Origin of the sequence: Adlercreutzia sp. ZJ473, from assembly GCF_013185065.1 — a bacterium.
Lineage (GTDB): Bacteria > Actinomycetota > Coriobacteriia > Coriobacteriales > Eggerthellaceae > CAAEEV01.
Map to the genome: position 1 here is coordinate 31,141 of NZ_JAAVTO010000013.1, position 16,921 is coordinate 48,061.

A 16,921-nucleotide genomic window follows, 5' to 3' on the forward strand; every position below is an offset into this window, starting at 1 on the left:
GTGAGACACCAAGAATACAACCCGAATTATGAGTTCTACAAGGCGCCCATGCCGTTTGACAAATACACCAGCCGCGATCTCCTGCAGTATTGTCTGGGTGCGACGATGTACATGCCGGGTACGAAGGACTTCGCGCAGCAGATCATAAGTCGGCGTCATCCCGGTCTCACCTCTATGGTGATGTGCTTCGAGGACGCTTGCCCCGAATCTGATGTACCTGCTGCCGAGTTAAATGCAATCGCTCTTTTAGACACGCTAAACGAGGCACTCGACTCGGGAAGGCTCGCCTATGATGATGTGCCGCTCATTTTCTTCCGCATTCGCAATCATGAGCAGTTCGACCATTTCGCAGGTATGCTACGCCCAGAGCATGCACGCCTTGTATGCGGTATCAACTTCCCCAAGTTCAATGCGAATAACTGCGCCTGCTACATGGATCAGCTCGTCGCACTTAATGGCAAGATGGGTGAGGTCATATACGGCATGCCTATTCTCGAAGATTGCGAAATCGCCTTTGAGGAGTCTCGTATAGAACAGCTTCTGGGTGTTAAAGAGGCGCTCGACGCGCACAAAGAACTCGTGCTGAATGTTCGGGTTGGCGGCACGGACTTCTCCAGCTGCTTTGGCGTGCGGCGAGGCGTCAACTACACCATCTACGACGTGATGACGGTCCGAGGCTGCCTTTGCGATATACTGAATGTTTTTTCGCGGAACAACGACTACACGATTTCGGGGCCGGTATGGGAGTACTTCCGAGCATCAAAGGAGATGAAATTCCAGAACGAGCTGCCGCCGGTGAGCCTTGAGGACACGCTGCTTAAGCGCCGCCCCATCGTGAACGACGTGGTCGACGGTCTTATGCGCGAGCTTATCCTCGATCAGGCCAACGGCTTCATGGGTAAGACTTGCATCCACCCGTCGCACCTGAAATTCATAAACGGCATGCTGGCTGTGACTAAGGATGAGTATTTGGACGCTGATCAGATCATGCACACGGCGGGTGGCGTTGTGAAGGGCAGCAGAGGTATGAACGAGATAGGTCCTCATCGCAGCTGGGCTGAACGTATCTGCCACAGGGCCGAGGCATACGGCGTCCTAGAGTCTGAGGCCGAATATCTGAGACTCTTCGGGGAGGACGAGTAACGTATGGCAGGCATTCGCGAGCTCCGCATTCCCATATTGCCCGAGGAAGTGGATTCGTTGGAGGTTGGCGAAATGATTACTATCTCGGGAGGAGTCTTGGCTGGGCGTGACGCGGTCCTACCCAAGATCTGCGCACTTATTGAGGCTGGTGACCTGGGCAGTCTGTCTCGCTTTCTCAGGGGGGGCGTGGTTTTCCATACGGCAGTGAGCCTCGCTGGTGTAGGGCCCACGAGCAGCAACAAGATTGAGATAGAAGGCAGCTTTGACGTGCTGTCATCGGTGGGTGTGCGCATGCACCTGGGTAAGGGGAGTATCTCGTCCGAGACGGTCTCGGCGCTCGCCCGACGTCACGCTTGCTTTGCAGTGATTCCTCCTGTGACGGCTCTTCTCGGCGAAAAGACGCGCTCGTCTAAAGTCCTCGCGTTTCCAGAACTTGGCATAGAGGCCCTGCATCTCCTGGAAGCTGAAGGCTACCCTGCGATTATCGCGGCTGTGAACGGGCGGAGTATGTTCGAGAGTGGTACGAATGGATAGGATACGTGTTATTGACGCTGTTGCTGAGGCCCTAGTCACGGCTGGTAGCACCTACTCTCCCGAGAAGATGCGAGCGTATGAGCGGGCTCTTGCGGTTGAAACTAACGAACGAGCGCGATGGGCCTTGGAGCAGATAATCGATAACGGCAGAGCCGCTACCGAGGCGCGCTCGCCATTGTGTGATGACACGGGCATTCCTCACCTTTTCCTTGAGGTGGGGCGGGAGCATGCCGTTTCAGACGATCTCATAAGATTCATTATCGAGGGCGTTGCCGAAGGCCTGCGGCGTCTCCCTGGTCGCCCAATGGCCGTCTGTGGTGAGGGCGACGTCCGCCTTGCGCAGGCTGAGGGCATGTACGAGGATCCTAGCATGTTGGAGCCTGCCCCTATGGCCGTGCGCGTGGTAGACGAGGACGTACTGCGACTCTCCGTACTCATGCTCGGTGGTGGACCGGCCATACGGGGCCGAAGCTTCCGCGTATTTCACCGACACAGCGCTCGAGTCGTCAAGGAGCAGATAGTCGAGTGGGCGGTTGAGGCCACTTCGCAGCTTGGCTGCACGCCCTGCACGCTCGCTGTCGGCATCGGCCGGAGCCACTACGAGGCCGCGAACCTCATGCTAGAGGCTCAGGTTTACGGTAACTATGACGTTCAGAGCGACTTTGAGCGTCAAATAACGGAGGCAGTGAACACTCAGGGTGTGGGTGCGCTGGGTCTCGGCGGCCATACCACAGCACTCGCCACCTTTGCCAAGATCGGTCCTGCTCGTGCAAGTGGCGTGCGCATTGTGTGTTTTCGCCCATGTTGCTGTTTCGAGCCTCGCATTGCTAAGGTAGACCTTGCGGAGGTGATGGGCATTGGTTAGTCACATCGAACGCTCTGAGATTGATTCTACGGCCCGCGTGTACGAAGGGGTTCGCATTGTCGATTCCACCGTGGCAGAGGGTTGCGTTGTGGCTGATGGTTGCGATCTTGTGCGCGTGGGGATGGCCTCCTATTCCGAGCTGGGGCGGCGCAACATCGTGCGCAAGGCGCAGATCGGTGAGGGAACCTACACTGGTACGAACACTGTAATAAAAAACGCCTCCATTGGCAGATACTGCAGCATCGCCTGGAACGTGAGCGTCGGCGGAGGCAACCATAATGTGGATTCTGTGAGCACTTACACGCCCTACTGGTGGAAGCGGACTTTTGGAGTTGATCTTCCCGACGATCGCGAATCTGCATATTGCGAAGTGGGCAGTGATGTGTGGATGGGGGTTGGCGTCAACATTACGACTGGTGTGACGATTGGGCATGGCGCGGTGCTCGGTGCGGGGTCCGTTGTCGTGAAGGATGTGCCCGCTTATGCAGTTATGGGCGGTGTGCCCGCTCGGGTGATCAGGTATCGCTTCGATGAAGAGATTCGGGAGAGGTTACTGTGGCTTGGATGGTGGGACTGGCCGCGCGAGATCATCGCGAAGGTCGCGCCGCTGTTGCACAGGAGGCTCGACGACGCCGTCTTGGTAAAGCTTGAATCTATTTTCAGAGAATTGTGAGGCAGCTTATGCTTAGGGCAACTCTCAAGTGTCTTGTGCGCGAGCACTGTCCCGAAATAGACGCTCTTCGTCGCCTCATGTCTGAGGTGAAGGTTAGGGAGTGTGTCAAGTACAGCCTCCCCCAGGCTGAAATCACGCTTGGAGAAGCTGGGGGGGAAGCCCTCGAATCTGTTGTGGCCCGATGCAAGGGGCGCTGGGCTGCTGAGTGCGCTCGTATAGTTAATAGCGCAAAGGCGCACTATGCCCGATCTGGCGTTGGACTTTCCGGGGAGACGCTAGACGACGTCTTGTTCTGTTACTTTGCTTATGGCTTCATGCCCGATGAGTATATGTGCTTTGGTCTTGCGGGCCGCGCTCCTGAGCAACGCCGCGAGTTTCTCTCCAACCGTGATCGCGATGTCATTGTTTACAGCGTAAATGACATCATCGAGTTGGAGCGCTTTCTGGACAAGTGGAAGACCTACAGAGCCTATAGTAGCTGGTATGGAAGGGCTGCCGTGAGCGTGGGAAAAAAGGCGAGCTACAAAGACTATCTGACCTTCGTCGAATCTCACGACTCTTTCGTTTGCAAGAAGGTTAGGCTCTCGAAAGGCGACAGCATTCATTTGGTCAAGAATTCCGAAATGGGTGATCCCAGGACCTTCTTCGATGAAACTGCGTCGAGCGGGAATGCGATCCTCGAGGAGCCTATCGTCCAGTCCGAGGTGATGGCGGCCCTCAATCCCTCGTCCGTTAACACGCTGCGCGTCATCACCTTGAATACGCGGTATGGCGCGGAGGTGCTTGACTGCTTTCTCAAAATCGGGCGTAATGGTTCGTTCGTAGACAACGGCGGAGCCGGAGGTCTGCTTGTGGGTATAGACGCTGGCGTTGGCGTCCTCTCCACAGATGGGCGGGATGAGTTTGCCGATTCATATGCCGTTCACCCGAATACTAAGGTACGGTTCCAGGGGTATCAGCTGCCCGACTGGAACGGGGCCATGGGCCTTGCAAAGGAGCTCTCGTCTCGCGAATCGCGCGTTCCCTACATCGGATGGGATCTCGCTCATACTGACAGCGGTTGGGTCGTCGTCGAAGGGAACGCGAGCGGGCAGCTTATTGGTCCCCAGATCGTGAGTCAGGTTGGCTCGCGCCGACGCGTCCTTGCGGCTTTGCATGACGTTGAACAGATCGTCCCATTGAACCTAGAGGAGAAGTCTTGCCTAAAGTAAGCGTCATAGTTCCAGTGTACGGTGTGGAGCCGTACCTCAGACAGTGTCTAGACAGCATCCTTCGTCAGACCCTTGAGAATATCGAGATCATCATCGTCGATGATGGGAGTCCTGACGACTGTCCTTCCATCATTGATGAGTACGCCGAGCAAGACTCTCGGATTATAGCCATTCACAAACAGAACGCCGGTGTTTCTGCCGCTCGCAACGACGGCATAAAGCTTGCCAGTGGCGATTACGTCTTTTTTTGTGATAGCGACGATTGGCTGCCGGTCGATGCTCTGAAAGCCCTGTTGGAAGCTGCTGAGCATGCCTCTGCTGACGTCGCCATAGGAGACTACATCGAGAGCAGCGGGTCCAGCGAGCGGGAACTTAGGATGTTTTCAAACGAGTTCGAGACAGAAAGCCGCATCTCTATTGATTGTATACAGAAGGCTGTGTTCAACAAGGGGCGTGCGAACTATTCATGTGGCGATTTTAAGTATGCTCGGGGATTGGGCGCTCCTTGGCATCATCTTATAAGGAGAGAACTCGTCGCCGACCATGGGCTTGAGTTCAACTGTCGCGTCCGCGGAATTTTCGATGATGGCATTTTTATGCTGGAAGTTTTCGAGCATGCAGGGTGTGTGGTTTACATTCAGGAGCCAACATATTATTACCGTGTTGTCGGCACATCCATTACTCACGGATATAAGGCCGACCTTCTCGATCGCTATCAGAGGGTCTATATGGAGCTCGAGAGCTTTATCGATCGCAATAAAAAAGACGAAGCGTTCAGATGTGCCTACTATGTCCGCGTGTATGCGTATCTCAACAAGGCCATGTCGGCCTACTTTTTGAATCCCGCCAATGAGATGACGGAAAAAGAGCGATACGCCGAGTATGTGCGCACGGTTAAAGGTGCTCCCTATGACGTGGCAATACGCGAGATGGACGAGTCTGCACTCGGTTACAGAAGGAGTCGTGCCCTTTCGCATTTGCTTAAATTGCACAGATACAAAGCCTATTGGCTAGTCAAAAAGCTCTTTTCTGGATGAGGCGGTTTATGCCTGTATCGGTAAAAAAGAACTTTCTGTATCAGGCGTCCTATCAAATTCTCCTGATTATCACGCCTTTGGTTACCACTCCGTACCTTTCTCGTACGCTCGGGGCGGAGGGTGTGGGGATGTTTTCTTATACGCACGCTATCACAAACTACTTCGTGATGTTCGCAACTCTTGGCATGGCGAACTACGGCGTGCGCGCTATAGCGTTGTGTGGGGGGAGCCGCGAGAAGAGGTCTCGGGTTTTCTGCAGTGCATACCTTTGTCAGCTGGGGGTTGGCGTCGTTGTCTTGCTCGCCTATGTCAGCTATGCTACTACTGCGCCGCAAGGAGGCACGTTTCTCGCCGTTATCTGGGGCTTGTGGGTCATCTCGGCTCTCATGGACGTCTCCTGGTTGCTTTTTGGTGTTGAAGAGTTCAAAGTTCCCACGATCAGGTCGACTGTGACTAAGCTTCTCAGTCTTGTGGTCATCTTCTCCTTCGTGAAGTCGCAAAATGACCTATGGATCTATGTGCTTGCTATCTCTGGAAGCTTTTTTTTGAATCAAGTACTCATTTGGCCATTTGTTAGAAGATATATTGATTTTGTTAAGCCTGCGTGTTGCGAAATTATTGCGCACCTATTGCCCAATCTCAGGCTCTTTGTCCCGGTGGTGGCGATAAGTCTTTACACATCGCTGGATAAGATTCTGCTTGGCGCTATTGCTGGGGCAGAGCAAACCGGCTACTTCGAGTATTCGGAAAAGCTCTCCAAGATACCTATGGCGCTGATAACCGCCATTACAACTGTCATGCTGCCAAGGATGTCCTCCTCGGTCGCAGCGGGCAACAAGCAAGAAGCGCTATCTCAGCTAGAGAACTCGCTCTGGGCTATGCTTGTGCTAGCGTTTGCCTTCTGCTTTGGAATAATTGCCGTCGCTCCAGAGTTTGCTCCTGTATTTCTCGGTGACGATTTTGCGGCGTGTGATGATATGATGGCATTTCTAGCGGTGATCATTCCGTTCGTTTCGGTGAGTAACGTGCTCGGCAAGCAGTACCTGCTGCCCACGCTTAGAGACACGAAATACACGGTGTCCCTTTGTATCGGTGCAGCGGTGAATGTGGCGGTAAACCTGTCGCTTATACCGAGCCTCGGGGCGATGGGCGCAGTTATCGCTACGGTTGCTGCAGAACTCTCGGTTATGACTATCCAGATGTTCATCGTTCGTAATGAATTACCACTTATGCGTTACGTATTCAACTCGCTGCCCTTTCTCGTCATGGGCATGATAATGGCTGTAGCCGTGAGGTTTTCCGCCGAATTATTCAATTCCATTTGGGGACATTCCGTTCAAGGGCTCGTGCTTGAGGTGCTGGTAGGCGTTGTGGTTTACGCAGTGTTGTCAGTGGCGTACTGTTTCGTCACTAAAGAGAAGCATTTTAAGGCCATTGTTGGGAGTAGACGATGAAAGCGTGTGACGCTACTCTGGGCATAGGTCTGACAATTTGGGGATTTGCGAGATGCACCAAGGCTCGAGACTGCGGACGTATGCGTTACGGACACTCGCGCGTCCCGATGGCTTATTCTCAGGATATCAGCTTCGTTGACTCTCGTTGCAAGGGGGCGCTAGCGTGGAGTTAGGGCTGTTCGTTTTTCTCTTCGGCCTGCTCCTTTTGGCCTATCGGCTCTTCGACTTCGACTTCCTAGCACCTGCGGTGCTCTACATAGCAGGGTTTGTCGCCTGTGCTTTCGTCGTGGTCTTATTTGCCGATGCGTGGTCGTTCTCAATGCACAGCAATACGTTCTTCGTCATTAGCTTTGGCGCGGTTTGGTTTGTGTTTTGCGCCTTGTTTGTACACTCCGTCTGCTCGGCAAAGTTGGCGGTAGGTGCAGCAGGGAGGGCGGCTCCTGTGATGAAGCCGCGGCGTGTGCTACGACTTTTTGATGCGCCGGTGCCATACTCGCAGGCAGTTATATGGGTCATAATTGCGCTTCAGATTGGTGTCATCATATTATCTGCATTGAAGGTGTGTTCGCTGTTTCCTGAAACGGATTTGATTAGCGCGATTGCAGGGTTCCGTCAATCCAGAACTTTCGATGCCGAGAAACTTTCCTGGGGCTTTCCTTTGAGCCCGTTGAGGAATTTCTGTTACGCGATTGGCTACTTGATTGTTATTCTTACCGCCCAATCTATCCATCGCAACGAACTCTGCAATCGAAAACTTCTTGTGCTTTCTTTAGCTCTTGCAATAGTGCTTGAAATGGAGTCGGGTAGCCGTACGAACGCGGTTGGCTATCTGCTCGCCTTGTTTCTGCTGGTTTTGCTACAGAAACGTCAGGAAAAGAAGAGCGGATCGCTGCTATCCATTAGGCAAGTCTTGGGCGCTTCCATTATCCTTGTAGTGTTCCTCGCTGTGTTTCAGAGCATGGCAATAGGGCGAAGCGTCAACCGTGGCGTAGTCGAATACGTCTCTGTTTACTGTGGGGCACAGATCCCCAATCTCGATGCATTCCTTGATGGGTCCTTGGGGGAACCAGCTGCCTCTTCAAATCTGTTCGGAAGCATGACCTTTGTACGTATAATTAACTACCTCGGCACCCAGTTAGGCGTTACGGAATGGGTCTATGAACTTGATTTGCCCTTTCATTTCCAGAACGGAATGAGTCTAGGTAATGTATACACGACCTATTATGCTTTTATTTACGATTTTGGCTATGCTGGAGTAGGGATCTTTGTATCAATAATGGCGGTCGTGAGCCAGCTTGTATATGAGACGGCCAAAAAGAATCCGAGATCATTCTTCAGCCCGTTTTTGTATTCATATCTCTCCTACAAATTAGTACTTTGTTTCTTCTCGAACAAGTTTTTCGAGGCAGTTGCTTCGCCCACGCTCGTGAGGTTAATCCTTTACCTGATTGTTGCAGTGATCCTATATCGCTGGTTGTGCAAACATGCTTCCGAAAGGAAAGGGCGCCTGAAGGGGATTCGCTAACCCTCTCGTGCCTGCAGGGGCCAGATATGCGAGTTGAGTTGGCCTTTCCGAAAATCGTGTTGCCGATAGGCCATAAACATTAACTTGACCAGGTGTTTTAGATGAGAATCAAGGCGGCAACACCAGATTCAGGCCTTTCCGAAAATCGTGTTGGCGATAGGCCTAAAACATTAACTTGATCAGGTGATTTACATGCAATCTAAGGCGGCAACACCAGATTCAGAAGAAAAGCGGTAGGTTTTTGGCCGTACTGTCAGATGCCCTCTAAGCTGAGGGTTAAAAAACAAGCTATGAGATGCAGCTTTACAACTAAAGAAACGACATCATGTGACCTTGAGCACAGGCGGGCTTCTGGGTGCAGACAAGTGCGTCACACTCAGCCCCTAGCGCTTCTTCTTTCGCTTGGAAGATTTGGAGACAAAGGCAGCAGCTTGAGCCTTCTTCCTCCTTGTGTAGGCAGTGGCGCCCTCAACAGCATCCGGTGCGCCGAAGGCCAAGAGCAGCCGTCTTCTGGTCTCCTCGAAGGTGCCGAACCCGCGGCTCTTGCGTTTGAGCTCCTTGATCTTGTCGTTGGTCGACTCTGCCCGCGCCGTGTTGACATGGCTTATCGTTGCCGTTACCAGGTAGCGCTTGTACCTGGCGACGGTTTTGGCAAATCTCCTCATCTCAGGCACCTCGAGCGCGCTTGCCTTGCTAATCCAGCTGTCAAGAGCCTTCTCGCATTCGCATCTGTCGGTCCAGTGATGGTCTTGCCATATGCAGCAGGGCTGAAGTGTCAGGTAGGCCTGCCTGAGGTGAGAGTGCTTGGTATCGCAGATGGCGAGCATGCCGCATACCGTATTCTTTTCTACTTCAATCCACGGCGCGTCTTCGTGCTCGCGTCTTCTCTTGCCCCGGTTGGCCGCAAGCTTGCGGTGACGTCTCTTGATGTCGGCTCCGTTGCTCGCGCCCTTCTGCAGACGACACCGGGCATCATCCATGCAGGAAACGCCGGTCTTTGCGACATGGAACCGGTCAACTCCCATGCATGCGAGCCTACACCACCTCTTTGCTGCGCTCAGATAGGCGTCGTGCATGTCCGAGCAGAAGAAGACGACGTGTTTGCGCTCGTCGAGACCGAATTGAGCGAACCACCGGTCCATGTCACTGGCGTCCCTGCCCTCGATGACGTCTATCAAGTACCCTGTGGCACCGTCATAGGCGCAGGTCCAGAACACACAGACCTGTTTTCCTGTGCCAGGTTCCCGGTAGCTCATGGCATGTATCTCGTCTGTGAGCAGGATGCAGGGAAGCTTTGGCTTTTTGATATGTACGCTGTTGATGACAAGGCGCACCGTGTCATGCGAGACGTTGCATGCATATGCCACCTCGGTTATGGTCTGTCGTCTGCGCAAAAGATTGATGACGTGTTCCTCGAGCGCATCGGTGATGGTAGGGCTTACGACAGAAGCGAAGGGAACATCTGCGCTTTTCGTGGCCCCACATCTTTTGCACCTGTACCTTTTGACCTTGACGGTCAAGGTACAGGGAGTCTCACCCACGACGTGTGCCATGCGTTTGGCGTAGCTGCCATGCCCTGTCATGGTGTGTTTGCACCCAGGACATGTAAGATCGCAAGTATCGATAGTGACGTGGAGGTCGGTAAAGCCGGCGCTGGCTCCCGCCTTATCGACGCGGACGCTGTTTGGCAGGCCAACATCTGCCGGGCGTATCCTGCTCATGAGGCCATCACCCAGCCCTCGAATCCTAAGATGGCAAACCCGCGCCACCCGGGGCAGTCCTCGATTGCACCGTCATTAAAGGCGCATCCACGTGAGAAGCACTTCTCTGAGAGTGCCTCAACACACAGCACGTCCCATGCGCTATGCTCGTCTTGCTCGATTCTTTTCAGCGCGGCGAGCTCGACTTCGTGTGCAGCAACAACGCTGCCGTCGGGCTTTTCGCGCTCATTTGCGTATGAGTCGGGCAAAAGACCCTGCGCATGCGCGAGCCTTCTTTTCTTGTTGGCTTCTCTGCTGTTCATGGAGTCGTTCCAATCCTCCGATGACGCAGATGCCGCAATGGGGGTGTGGGGCGCTGTAACCACCCTGCACCCTTCGATTCTTTGCTTCCGATGCGCTTCGGTATCCGCGTTATCGGAAATCGCTGTCAATAGATTTACTCGGAAGCTCGAGACAAGCATGAAAGTGGTCGCATGAAATCGCAATACCCCAGGTCAGGACAGGTGAGCAACACAACTTTCCACAAGAGTTGTGTTGCTGAGTCCAAAATGGAGGCAGAAATTGGCAAAACAACATCAGATTCAGAAAAGCCAGAAATGGACTTCTTGAAAGAGTCAAATTGTGTGCCCTTTTTTGGATGTCAGGAAAAAGGAGGTAGATCGTATGTCGCCTAGTAAATCTTGCGTCAGCTTGCCGGCAAGAGTGCTTTCGGTGCTTCTGTCTATAACGATGGTCGTTTCTCTTGCCCCAATTGTTCCAGCGTACGCAAAGGAAGCTGATGCTGCGGGCGAAGCGCCCCAGTCGGCATCTGCGGTCACCGTCCAGGAAGATCCCATTGAGATCGAGACCGTTATCCAGAGTGAAGCTAGCAAGGCATCAGGCGACGGTGCTCTCGTGTTGGGAGCTGCCGAGCCGGCAGATATGGAGACCGCTGAGGTCTCCTTTAAGGTGACGTGGGACGACGGCGACAATGCTAGCGGAGCGCGACCCGACTCCGTCACGCTGCATTTGTTCGCGGACGGTGAGGATACGGCGAAAACCGCCGTGCTTGACGGAAAAAAAGACGAAGCTAAGGGCGAATCTTGGGAAAAGGATCCCTGGGTTGCAAGCTTTGAAAACCTTCCGAAATATGCTGAGGGCAGCTCCTCTGAAGTTGAGTACGTAGTTAAGGAAGATGTCGACCTGCTGTCTGGGTTTGGCTACCAGGTGAAGTACGAGGACTCCGACTCCGACCAGTCGGGCGACGGCGCACCAAGCGGTGGCGCGGTCATCAATACGCTAGAGGTGCGGGAGAGTGAGTCGACCGAGGCGGCAAGCACGGATGTGGCGGCGGGTAGCGAAGGACGGGGGGCCGCTGAAGAGGATCGAGATGGAGAAAGCTCGGAGATTTCGGTCGAAAACGACTTAGGTGCTGCGGAGCTATCCTTGGCTGGTGAAGCTGTTGAAAACGGCGATGCGGACAAAGACGGCGGCAATGGTTCATCGCAAGAAGCGGTCAAAATCAATCAATCATCCATTGACTCCGAGTCGACAGTGCCAAGTGACGCGGAGAACGCAGGCGCGACGGTGGATGACGAAGAACAGCGGGAAGCTGAAGAGGGCGAAGATAGAGAAGCCTCAGAGGATCCTGCTGAAGACAGCTTAGATGTGACGGAGACTTATTCGGCCGATGAGCCCGTGGAGGTCAATACCGTGGACAGCGAAGGCAGCGCTGATTCGGGTGCAGCGCAAACAGCAACTGAGATCGAGCAGTCGCCTGCTGATCCCGAGTTGGCAGCGGCGAGCGAGGTTGAGTCAGACGCAGAAGCTGTTGCTGAGAGCGAGAGAGACCGTTCAGCTCAGCTGCTGCAGGCTCGAACGCTTGCGGTTCAGGCAAATACGTCCGAGCTGAACTACACGGTTGAATCAGACGGTAGCGTAACGATTACGGGATTAGCAGACGAAAGTCTAACCGCGCTGGTCATACCTGCATCCATCGATGGACATGGCGTTGCCAAGATCGACTCGTCGGCCTTCGAGGGCTGCGGATCCCTCGTATCGGTTGAGCTGCCGGATTCGCTGAAGACCATCGGCTCCTGGGCCTTCCAGGGTTGCGCGCTCACCTCGATCGACCTGCCGGACTCGCTCGAGTCCGTCGGCTCCTGGGCCTTCGAGGACTGCGTGAGGCTCGAGTCCGTGACGCTGCCGGACAACGCCCAGTGGGGCTGCACCCTCGAGGGCAACGTGTTCAGCGGGTGCGAGCGGCTCGCGAGCGTGACCGTGCCCGCCTCGATCAAGACAGACGGGTGCCCGTTCAACTCCTCCGGGCTCACCTCGGCGACGCTCGCCCCGGGCATGAGGGAGGTCCCGTCCGGCCTCTTCAGCGGGTGCGCCTCCCTCGCGTCCGTGACGCTGCCGGACGCGCCCACCAGGATCGGCTCGTCGGCCTTCGCGTACTGCGCGCTCACCTCGATCGACCTGCCGGATTCGCTGAAGACCATCGGCTCCTGGGCCTTCCAGGGTTGCGCGCTCACCTCGATCGACCTGCCGGACTCGCTCGAGTCCGTCGGCTCCTGGGCCTTCGAGGACTGCGTGAGGCTCGAGTCCGTGACGCTGCCGGACAACGCCCAGTGGGGCTGCACCCTCGAGGGCAACGTGTTCAGCGGGTGCGAGCGGCTCGCGAGCGTGACCGTGCCCGCCTCGATCAAGACAGACGGGTGCCCGTTCAACTCCTCCGGGCTCACCTCGGCGACGCTCGCCCCGGGCATGAGGGAGGTCCCGTCCGACCTCTTCAGCGGGTGCGCCTCCCTCGCGTCCGTGACGCTGCCGGATTCAGTTACCGTGCTCGGAAGCTCAGCTTTTGCGCAGTGCGAATCGCTCAAGAACCTTGTGCTGCCTGCTTCGGTGTCGACGATAGGCGACTGGTGTTTCGAGAGCACGTTCTCGCTGACCCGCCTGACGATGTCGAGCTCGGTCCAGAACATTGGGTCGAATGCGTTCTCAAACAGCGCGGTTACCTTGTATTGCGGCGCCGACACCTATGCCGTCGTATACGCCATCGAAAACGGCATACCTTTCGTGATCACTTCGAGCTCGTCAGACGGCGAGTCTCTGGCATTGGATCGGAGTAGCTCGAGATATGTCGCCAACTTGGACGCGATTTCAACGAATGGCTATGTAAGCGTTTCCGCCAAATACGGCATCAAAGACTCTTGGAAGAGATCAGTATCGCCGAGTTGCGTGACGATTTGTCTTCCGAAGGGCGTTGACCTCGACGAAGATTCCCTAACTTTGGACGGTCGCAGCGTTACTGACTATTCGCTCGGCTACGACGAACGAATGCTCCAGGTGCCTGTCAGCAAGGCTGCCGGAACAGTCAGGTATCAAGTGCGCGCGACATCGCAAGAGGACTTCACGAGCTATGCGTATCTTGAGATGCGCAAGGGCGGACAGGATGTGGAAGAGGTTATAGGCGTCATTAACGAGCCCATGAGCGTTCTTACGCTGGACGTGCCCCCAATCATCTCGAAGAGCTCTTTTGAGGTAGGCGGAATCGCGCCGCCTCAATCGTCCATATCGATTCTTGTGGGTGGAGAGGAAGTGGCGAGCACGTCTTCTTCGAAGGCTGGCTCTTGGAGCGCGCCAGTTTCCCTTGCGAGTCCGCAGAACTATCGGACATACGAGGTCAAAGCGGTCTGCTACGCAGATTCAGGCGAGCTTGAGCAAACGGCAAAGACCACTTACGAGCAAGATGCCGCCGAGATGAACAAGTTCACTGTCTCGTACAGCGAGAACGGCAAGGCGACAACCTGCGATCTCCTGAACAGCGAGGCCAAGCCGCTCATCTACTATGCTCCTTCGCAGGAGTTCACGTTTGAGGTCGGATATACCCACCCTGAGCAGATAGACGCACTCTACGTGACGAGTACGCGCAATGGTGAAAAGAAGTACATGCAGGCGACCTACGATCCGAGCAAGGATGCGTTCGTGGCGTCGGGATTCTTTGATCCGGATGACCACGACTATGTTCCAGGGACCTTGAGCGTTGAATACACGAAGTCCAGGGCCGAGGCATTTGCGACAGAGGACTTTGACTGGTCCGCCTACTCTGACTATCTCCCCGCGGAAACCTTCTCGGCGGTTAAGAACGCCGACGGCCAATACGAAGCGATGATCGATCTTGCTGAGGCGTATCCGGACCTCATCAAGGAATCGACCAAAATCGGCCTCGCCATCTCGGACTGGAAGAACGAGACAGAAGTCTCGTCCACCTTCAAGGACTGGCTGTCCATCGCCGAAACGAACGACACCATTCTTTCTTACATTGTGCCGGGAAAAGACGGCAAGCGCTATATCTTCGACTTTGACTATACGGACGAAGATCGGTGGCTGATGCTTGTCAAGGACGTTGCGGACAACAAGTACCTCGAGATTATCATCAACGACGTGCTTGACCAGACGACGGACGTCAAACTGTGGGAGAAGCTCTCCAATGCTTCAGGCTATCTCTCTACTGCGGGAACCGTCGCAGGAATCCTGTTGAAGCAGAAGGGCATTGACTCCGACATAGCGGACTTGCGCAAAGAGGTTTACGGTCTCGGGCTGTCGCCAGCCGAGGAGGCTGCCGCTCTGAAGAAGGTCGATCAGTTGCACAAGGACCGTACGAACTTCATGTTGCTTTCAGCTACCATTCCCCTCTTCATGGCTGCGGCTGGATTGTCGGGCCCCGCTAGCTTGGTTCTCACGGGGATGCTTGGCGTCATCAACGCGTCGTCCTCGTTCTTCTTGGACATGCGGGTGGGCCAAATCACTGGCGGTGAGGTTCGTCCCAGCTGGGTCGTTGACCCGAGCGGCTCTGTGTACGACGCCGTCACGAACGAGCCGCTCGACAGTGTTAAGGTAACTGCGTACTGGATTGAGAGCGACGGGACAAGCGAGTTCTTCAACACCGTTCCTGCCGCGACGGAGTATGGTACATTATGGGATGCAAGTGAGTATGACCAGGAGAATCCGCTGGTCACGGGCGGAGATGGCAAGTATGCCTGGAATGTTCCCGAGGGATGGTGGCGCGTTAAATATGAGAGGGATGGCTACGGTACCCAATGGAGCGGCTGGATGACGGTGCCGCCCATCCGGACTGGTGTTGACGTGCACATGAAGCGGTCTATCTCTCAAGCGACGATTTCGGCTATAGCCAGCCAGTCGTTCACCGGGACCTCTATAACCCCGAAACCGTCTGTAAAAATCGGTGACACAACCCTAGTCGAGGGCACCGACTACACCGTCTCCTACAAGAACAACACGGCCGTCGGCACGGCGACGGTCACGATAACCGGCAAGGGCGGCTACTCGGGCAGCAAGAAGGCGAGCTTCAAGATCAACAGGGCCAGCGTGTCCGGCGCGTCGGTGACGGTGGCCGCGCAGACCTACGCCGGCAAGGCGCTCAAGCCCGCCCCCACGGTCAAGGTGGGGGGCAGGACGCTCAAGAGCGGCACCGACTACACCGTCTCCTACAAGAACAACACGGCCGTCGGCACGGCGACGGTCACGATAACCGGCAAGGGCGGCTACTCGGGCAGCAAGAAGGCGAGCTTCAAGATCAACAGGGCCAGCGTGTCCGGCGCGTCGGTGACGGTGGCCGCGCAGACCTACGCCGGCAAGGCGCTCAAGCCCGCCCCCACGGTCAAGGTGGGGGGCAGGACGCTCAAGAGCGGCACCGACTACACCGTCTCCTACAAGAACAACGTCAAAGCGGGAACTGCTACGGCTGTGGTTACTGGAAAGGGCAACTTCACTGGCACAAAGAGCGCCACGTTCAAGATCAGCAAGGCGAAGCAGCCGATGACTGCCAAAGCTGTTAACAAGACGGTCAAATACGCCAACGTGAAGAAGGGTGCGATTGCCTTGTCTAAGACGGTGACGGTCAAGAGTAACCAGGGGGCGCTCTCGTACAAGAACGTCAGCACGCAGGGGGCCGTAAAGAAGTTTAAGGTGAATGCGAAGAACGGAACAATCACCGTCCCCAAGGGCACTAAGAAGGGCACCTACAAGGTGAAGATCGAAGTCACAGCAAAGGGTAACACGAATTACGTCTCTGGCAGCAAGACAGTTACGGTGACGATTGCGGTCAAGTAGCGCAGATTAATGATAAATGCTGCTGTTGGCGCGGATCAGGGTTCTAGACAAAATGTTGGGTAGAAAATCGCAATCAACTCGCCATCAGGCAAAACTCTCTGAATTGAACGTATCTTTGGGTTCTAGACAAAATGTTGGGTAGAAAACCGCAATAATCAACTCGCCATCAGGCAAAACTCTCTGAATTGAACATTTCATTGACAACTAAAACCCCTGTTCAAACCCAAATTCGGGTACAGCGACTTATACCCTCAGCAGGGCAAATTATCGCGGATTCATCTTTCAGCGCCCTACGGACGCGGATCGACAAAGGGCGTCACCGCCCTCTTGCGCGGCAGCGCGGCGTCGGTCAAGCGCATCGCCTCCGCTTCACGGGTTGTCCGCTAGCCCCTCGGGTCCTCGAGCTTGACGCCGTTGATCCTGACGCCGCGCTCGACGATCCTCATGCAGCCCAGGGACAGCAGGCAGCGCCTGCGCATGCGCTCGAAGGTCTCGAGCCCGCAGCTCATGCGTCTCGTCACCTTGATGGAGTTGTTGAGTCCCCATATGACCCGGATCCTGTCAAGCGGGCGCAAGGAGAGGCCCCTCGTCCGTCGGCGAGGGATCTCTCTCCATATGCATCGACCCTGTGGTGCGGATCCCGT

12 protein-coding genes are annotated in these 16,921 nt (G+C 55.2%); 9 read left to right on the forward strand and 3 right to left on the reverse strand.

Translation table 11 applies throughout. The annotated features are described in order from the left end of the window. The 8 genes from HRL41_RS04085 to HRL41_RS04120 all read left to right on the forward strand — a co-directional run bounded on the left by HRL41_RS04085 (position 1) and on the right by HRL41_RS04120 (position 8,442). Positions 1–1,143 carry an HpcH/HpaI aldolase/citrate lyase family protein gene (locus HRL41_RS04085; protein ID WP_172135671.1) on the forward strand — a complete coding sequence of 381 codons (1,143 nt, stop codon included), beginning with the start codon at positions 1–3 and terminating at the stop codon, positions 1,141–1,143. A gap of 3 nt (positions 1,144–1,146) precedes the next feature. Then, the gene (locus tag HRL41_RS04090; RefSeq protein ID WP_172135672.1) at positions 1,147–1,677 is read left to right on the forward strand and encodes a fumarate hydratase C-terminal domain-containing protein; all 531 of its coding nucleotides are present in this window, start codon (positions 1,147–1,149) and stop codon (positions 1,675–1,677) included. Continuing rightward, complete coding sequence (locus HRL41_RS04095; protein ID WP_172135673.1) at positions 1,670–2,542, forward strand: fumarate hydratase; 873 nt, start codon at positions 1,670–1,672, stop codon at positions 2,540–2,542. Before HRL41_RS04090 ends, HRL41_RS04095 begins: the two co-directional genes overlap by 8 nt. Positions 2,543–2,630: 88 nt before the next feature. Then, positions 2,631–3,215, forward strand: coding sequence for a CatB-related O-acetyltransferase (locus HRL41_RS04100; RefSeq protein WP_172135674.1), 585 nt, complete (start codon positions 2,631–2,633; stop codon positions 3,213–3,215). A 77-nt stretch (positions 3,216–3,292) separates the two neighbouring features. Continuing rightward, entirely contained in the window at positions 3,293–4,426 is a 1,134-nt protein-coding gene (locus tag HRL41_RS04105) for a sugar-transfer associated ATP-grasp domain-containing protein (protein WP_172135676.1), read from the forward strand. After that, on the forward strand, positions 4,414–5,463 hold the full coding sequence (locus tag HRL41_RS04110) for a glycosyltransferase (protein ID WP_172135677.1): 1,050 nt from the start codon (positions 4,414–4,416) through the stop codon (positions 5,461–5,463). The genes HRL41_RS04105 and HRL41_RS04110 overlap by 13 nt, the downstream gene beginning before the upstream one ends. 8 nt (positions 5,464–5,471) lie before the next feature. Next, entirely contained in the window at positions 5,472–6,917 is a 1,446-nt protein-coding gene (locus HRL41_RS04115; protein WP_172135678.1) for a flippase, read from the forward strand. Between the two features lie 163 nt (positions 6,918–7,080). Further along, a complete protein-coding gene (locus HRL41_RS04120; RefSeq protein WP_172135679.1) occupies positions 7,081–8,442 on the forward strand; it encodes an O-antigen polymerase in 1,362 nt (453 codons plus the stop codon). Positions 8,443–8,825: 383 nt separating this feature from the next. On the opposite strand, the gene HRL41_RS04125 is transcribed toward HRL41_RS04120, so the two are convergent. Beyond that, the gene (locus HRL41_RS04125) at positions 8,826–10,163 is read right to left on the reverse strand and encodes a transposase (RefSeq protein WP_172135680.1); all 1,338 of its coding nucleotides are present in this window, start codon (positions 10,161–10,163) and stop codon (positions 8,826–8,828) included. Next, the gene (locus HRL41_RS04130; protein WP_172135681.1) at positions 10,160–10,465 is read right to left on the reverse strand and encodes a hypothetical protein; all 306 of its coding nucleotides are present in this window, start codon (positions 10,463–10,465) and stop codon (positions 10,160–10,162) included. Before HRL41_RS04130 ends, HRL41_RS04125 begins: the two co-directional genes overlap by 4 nt. Positions 10,466–10,796: 331 nt before the next feature. On the opposite strand from HRL41_RS04130, the gene HRL41_RS04135 reads away from it, so the two are divergent. Next, positions 10,797–16,277, forward strand: a complete 5,481-nt coding sequence (locus tag HRL41_RS04135; protein WP_172135682.1) for a leucine-rich repeat protein — start codon at positions 10,797–10,799, stop codon at positions 16,275–16,277. A gap of 383 nt (positions 16,278–16,660) precedes the next feature. On the opposite strand, the gene HRL41_RS12305 is transcribed toward HRL41_RS04135, so the two are convergent. After that, complete coding sequence (locus tag HRL41_RS12305; RefSeq protein WP_256368267.1) at positions 16,661–16,786, reverse strand: hypothetical protein; 126 nt, start codon at positions 16,784–16,786, stop codon at positions 16,661–16,663. Positions 16,787–16,921 lie beyond the last annotated feature (135 nt).

What these genes read in the sequence shown, in the direction of transcription:
- HRL41_RS04090 (WP_172135672.1), top strand. Translation starts at nt 1,147, where the DNA reads ATGGCAGGCATTCGCGAGCTCCGCATTCCCATATTGCCCGAGGAAGTG.
- HRL41_RS04095 (WP_172135673.1), top strand. Translation starts at nt 1,670, where the DNA reads ATGGATAGGATACGTGTTATTGACGCTGTTGCTGAGGCCCTAGTCACG.
- HRL41_RS04105 (WP_172135676.1), top strand. Translation starts at nt 3,293, where the DNA reads ATGTCTGAGGTGAAGGTTAGGGAGTGTGTCAAGTACAGCCTCCCCCAG.
- HRL41_RS04115 (WP_172135678.1), top strand. Translation starts at nt 5,472, where the DNA reads ATGCCTGTATCGGTAAAAAAGAACTTTCTGTATCAGGCGTCCTATCAA.
- HRL41_RS04125 (WP_172135680.1), bottom strand. Translation starts at nt 10,163, where the DNA reads ATGAGCAGGATACGCCCGGCAGATGTTGGCCTGCCAAACAGCGTCCGC.
- HRL41_RS04130 (WP_172135681.1), bottom strand. Translation starts at nt 10,465, where the DNA reads ATGAACAGCAGAGAAGCCAACAAGAAAAGAAGGCTCGCGCATGCGCAG.
- HRL41_RS12305 (WP_256368267.1), bottom strand. Translation starts at nt 16,786, where the DNA reads ATGAGCTGCGGGCTCGAGACCTTCGAGCGCATGCGCAGGCGCTGCCTG.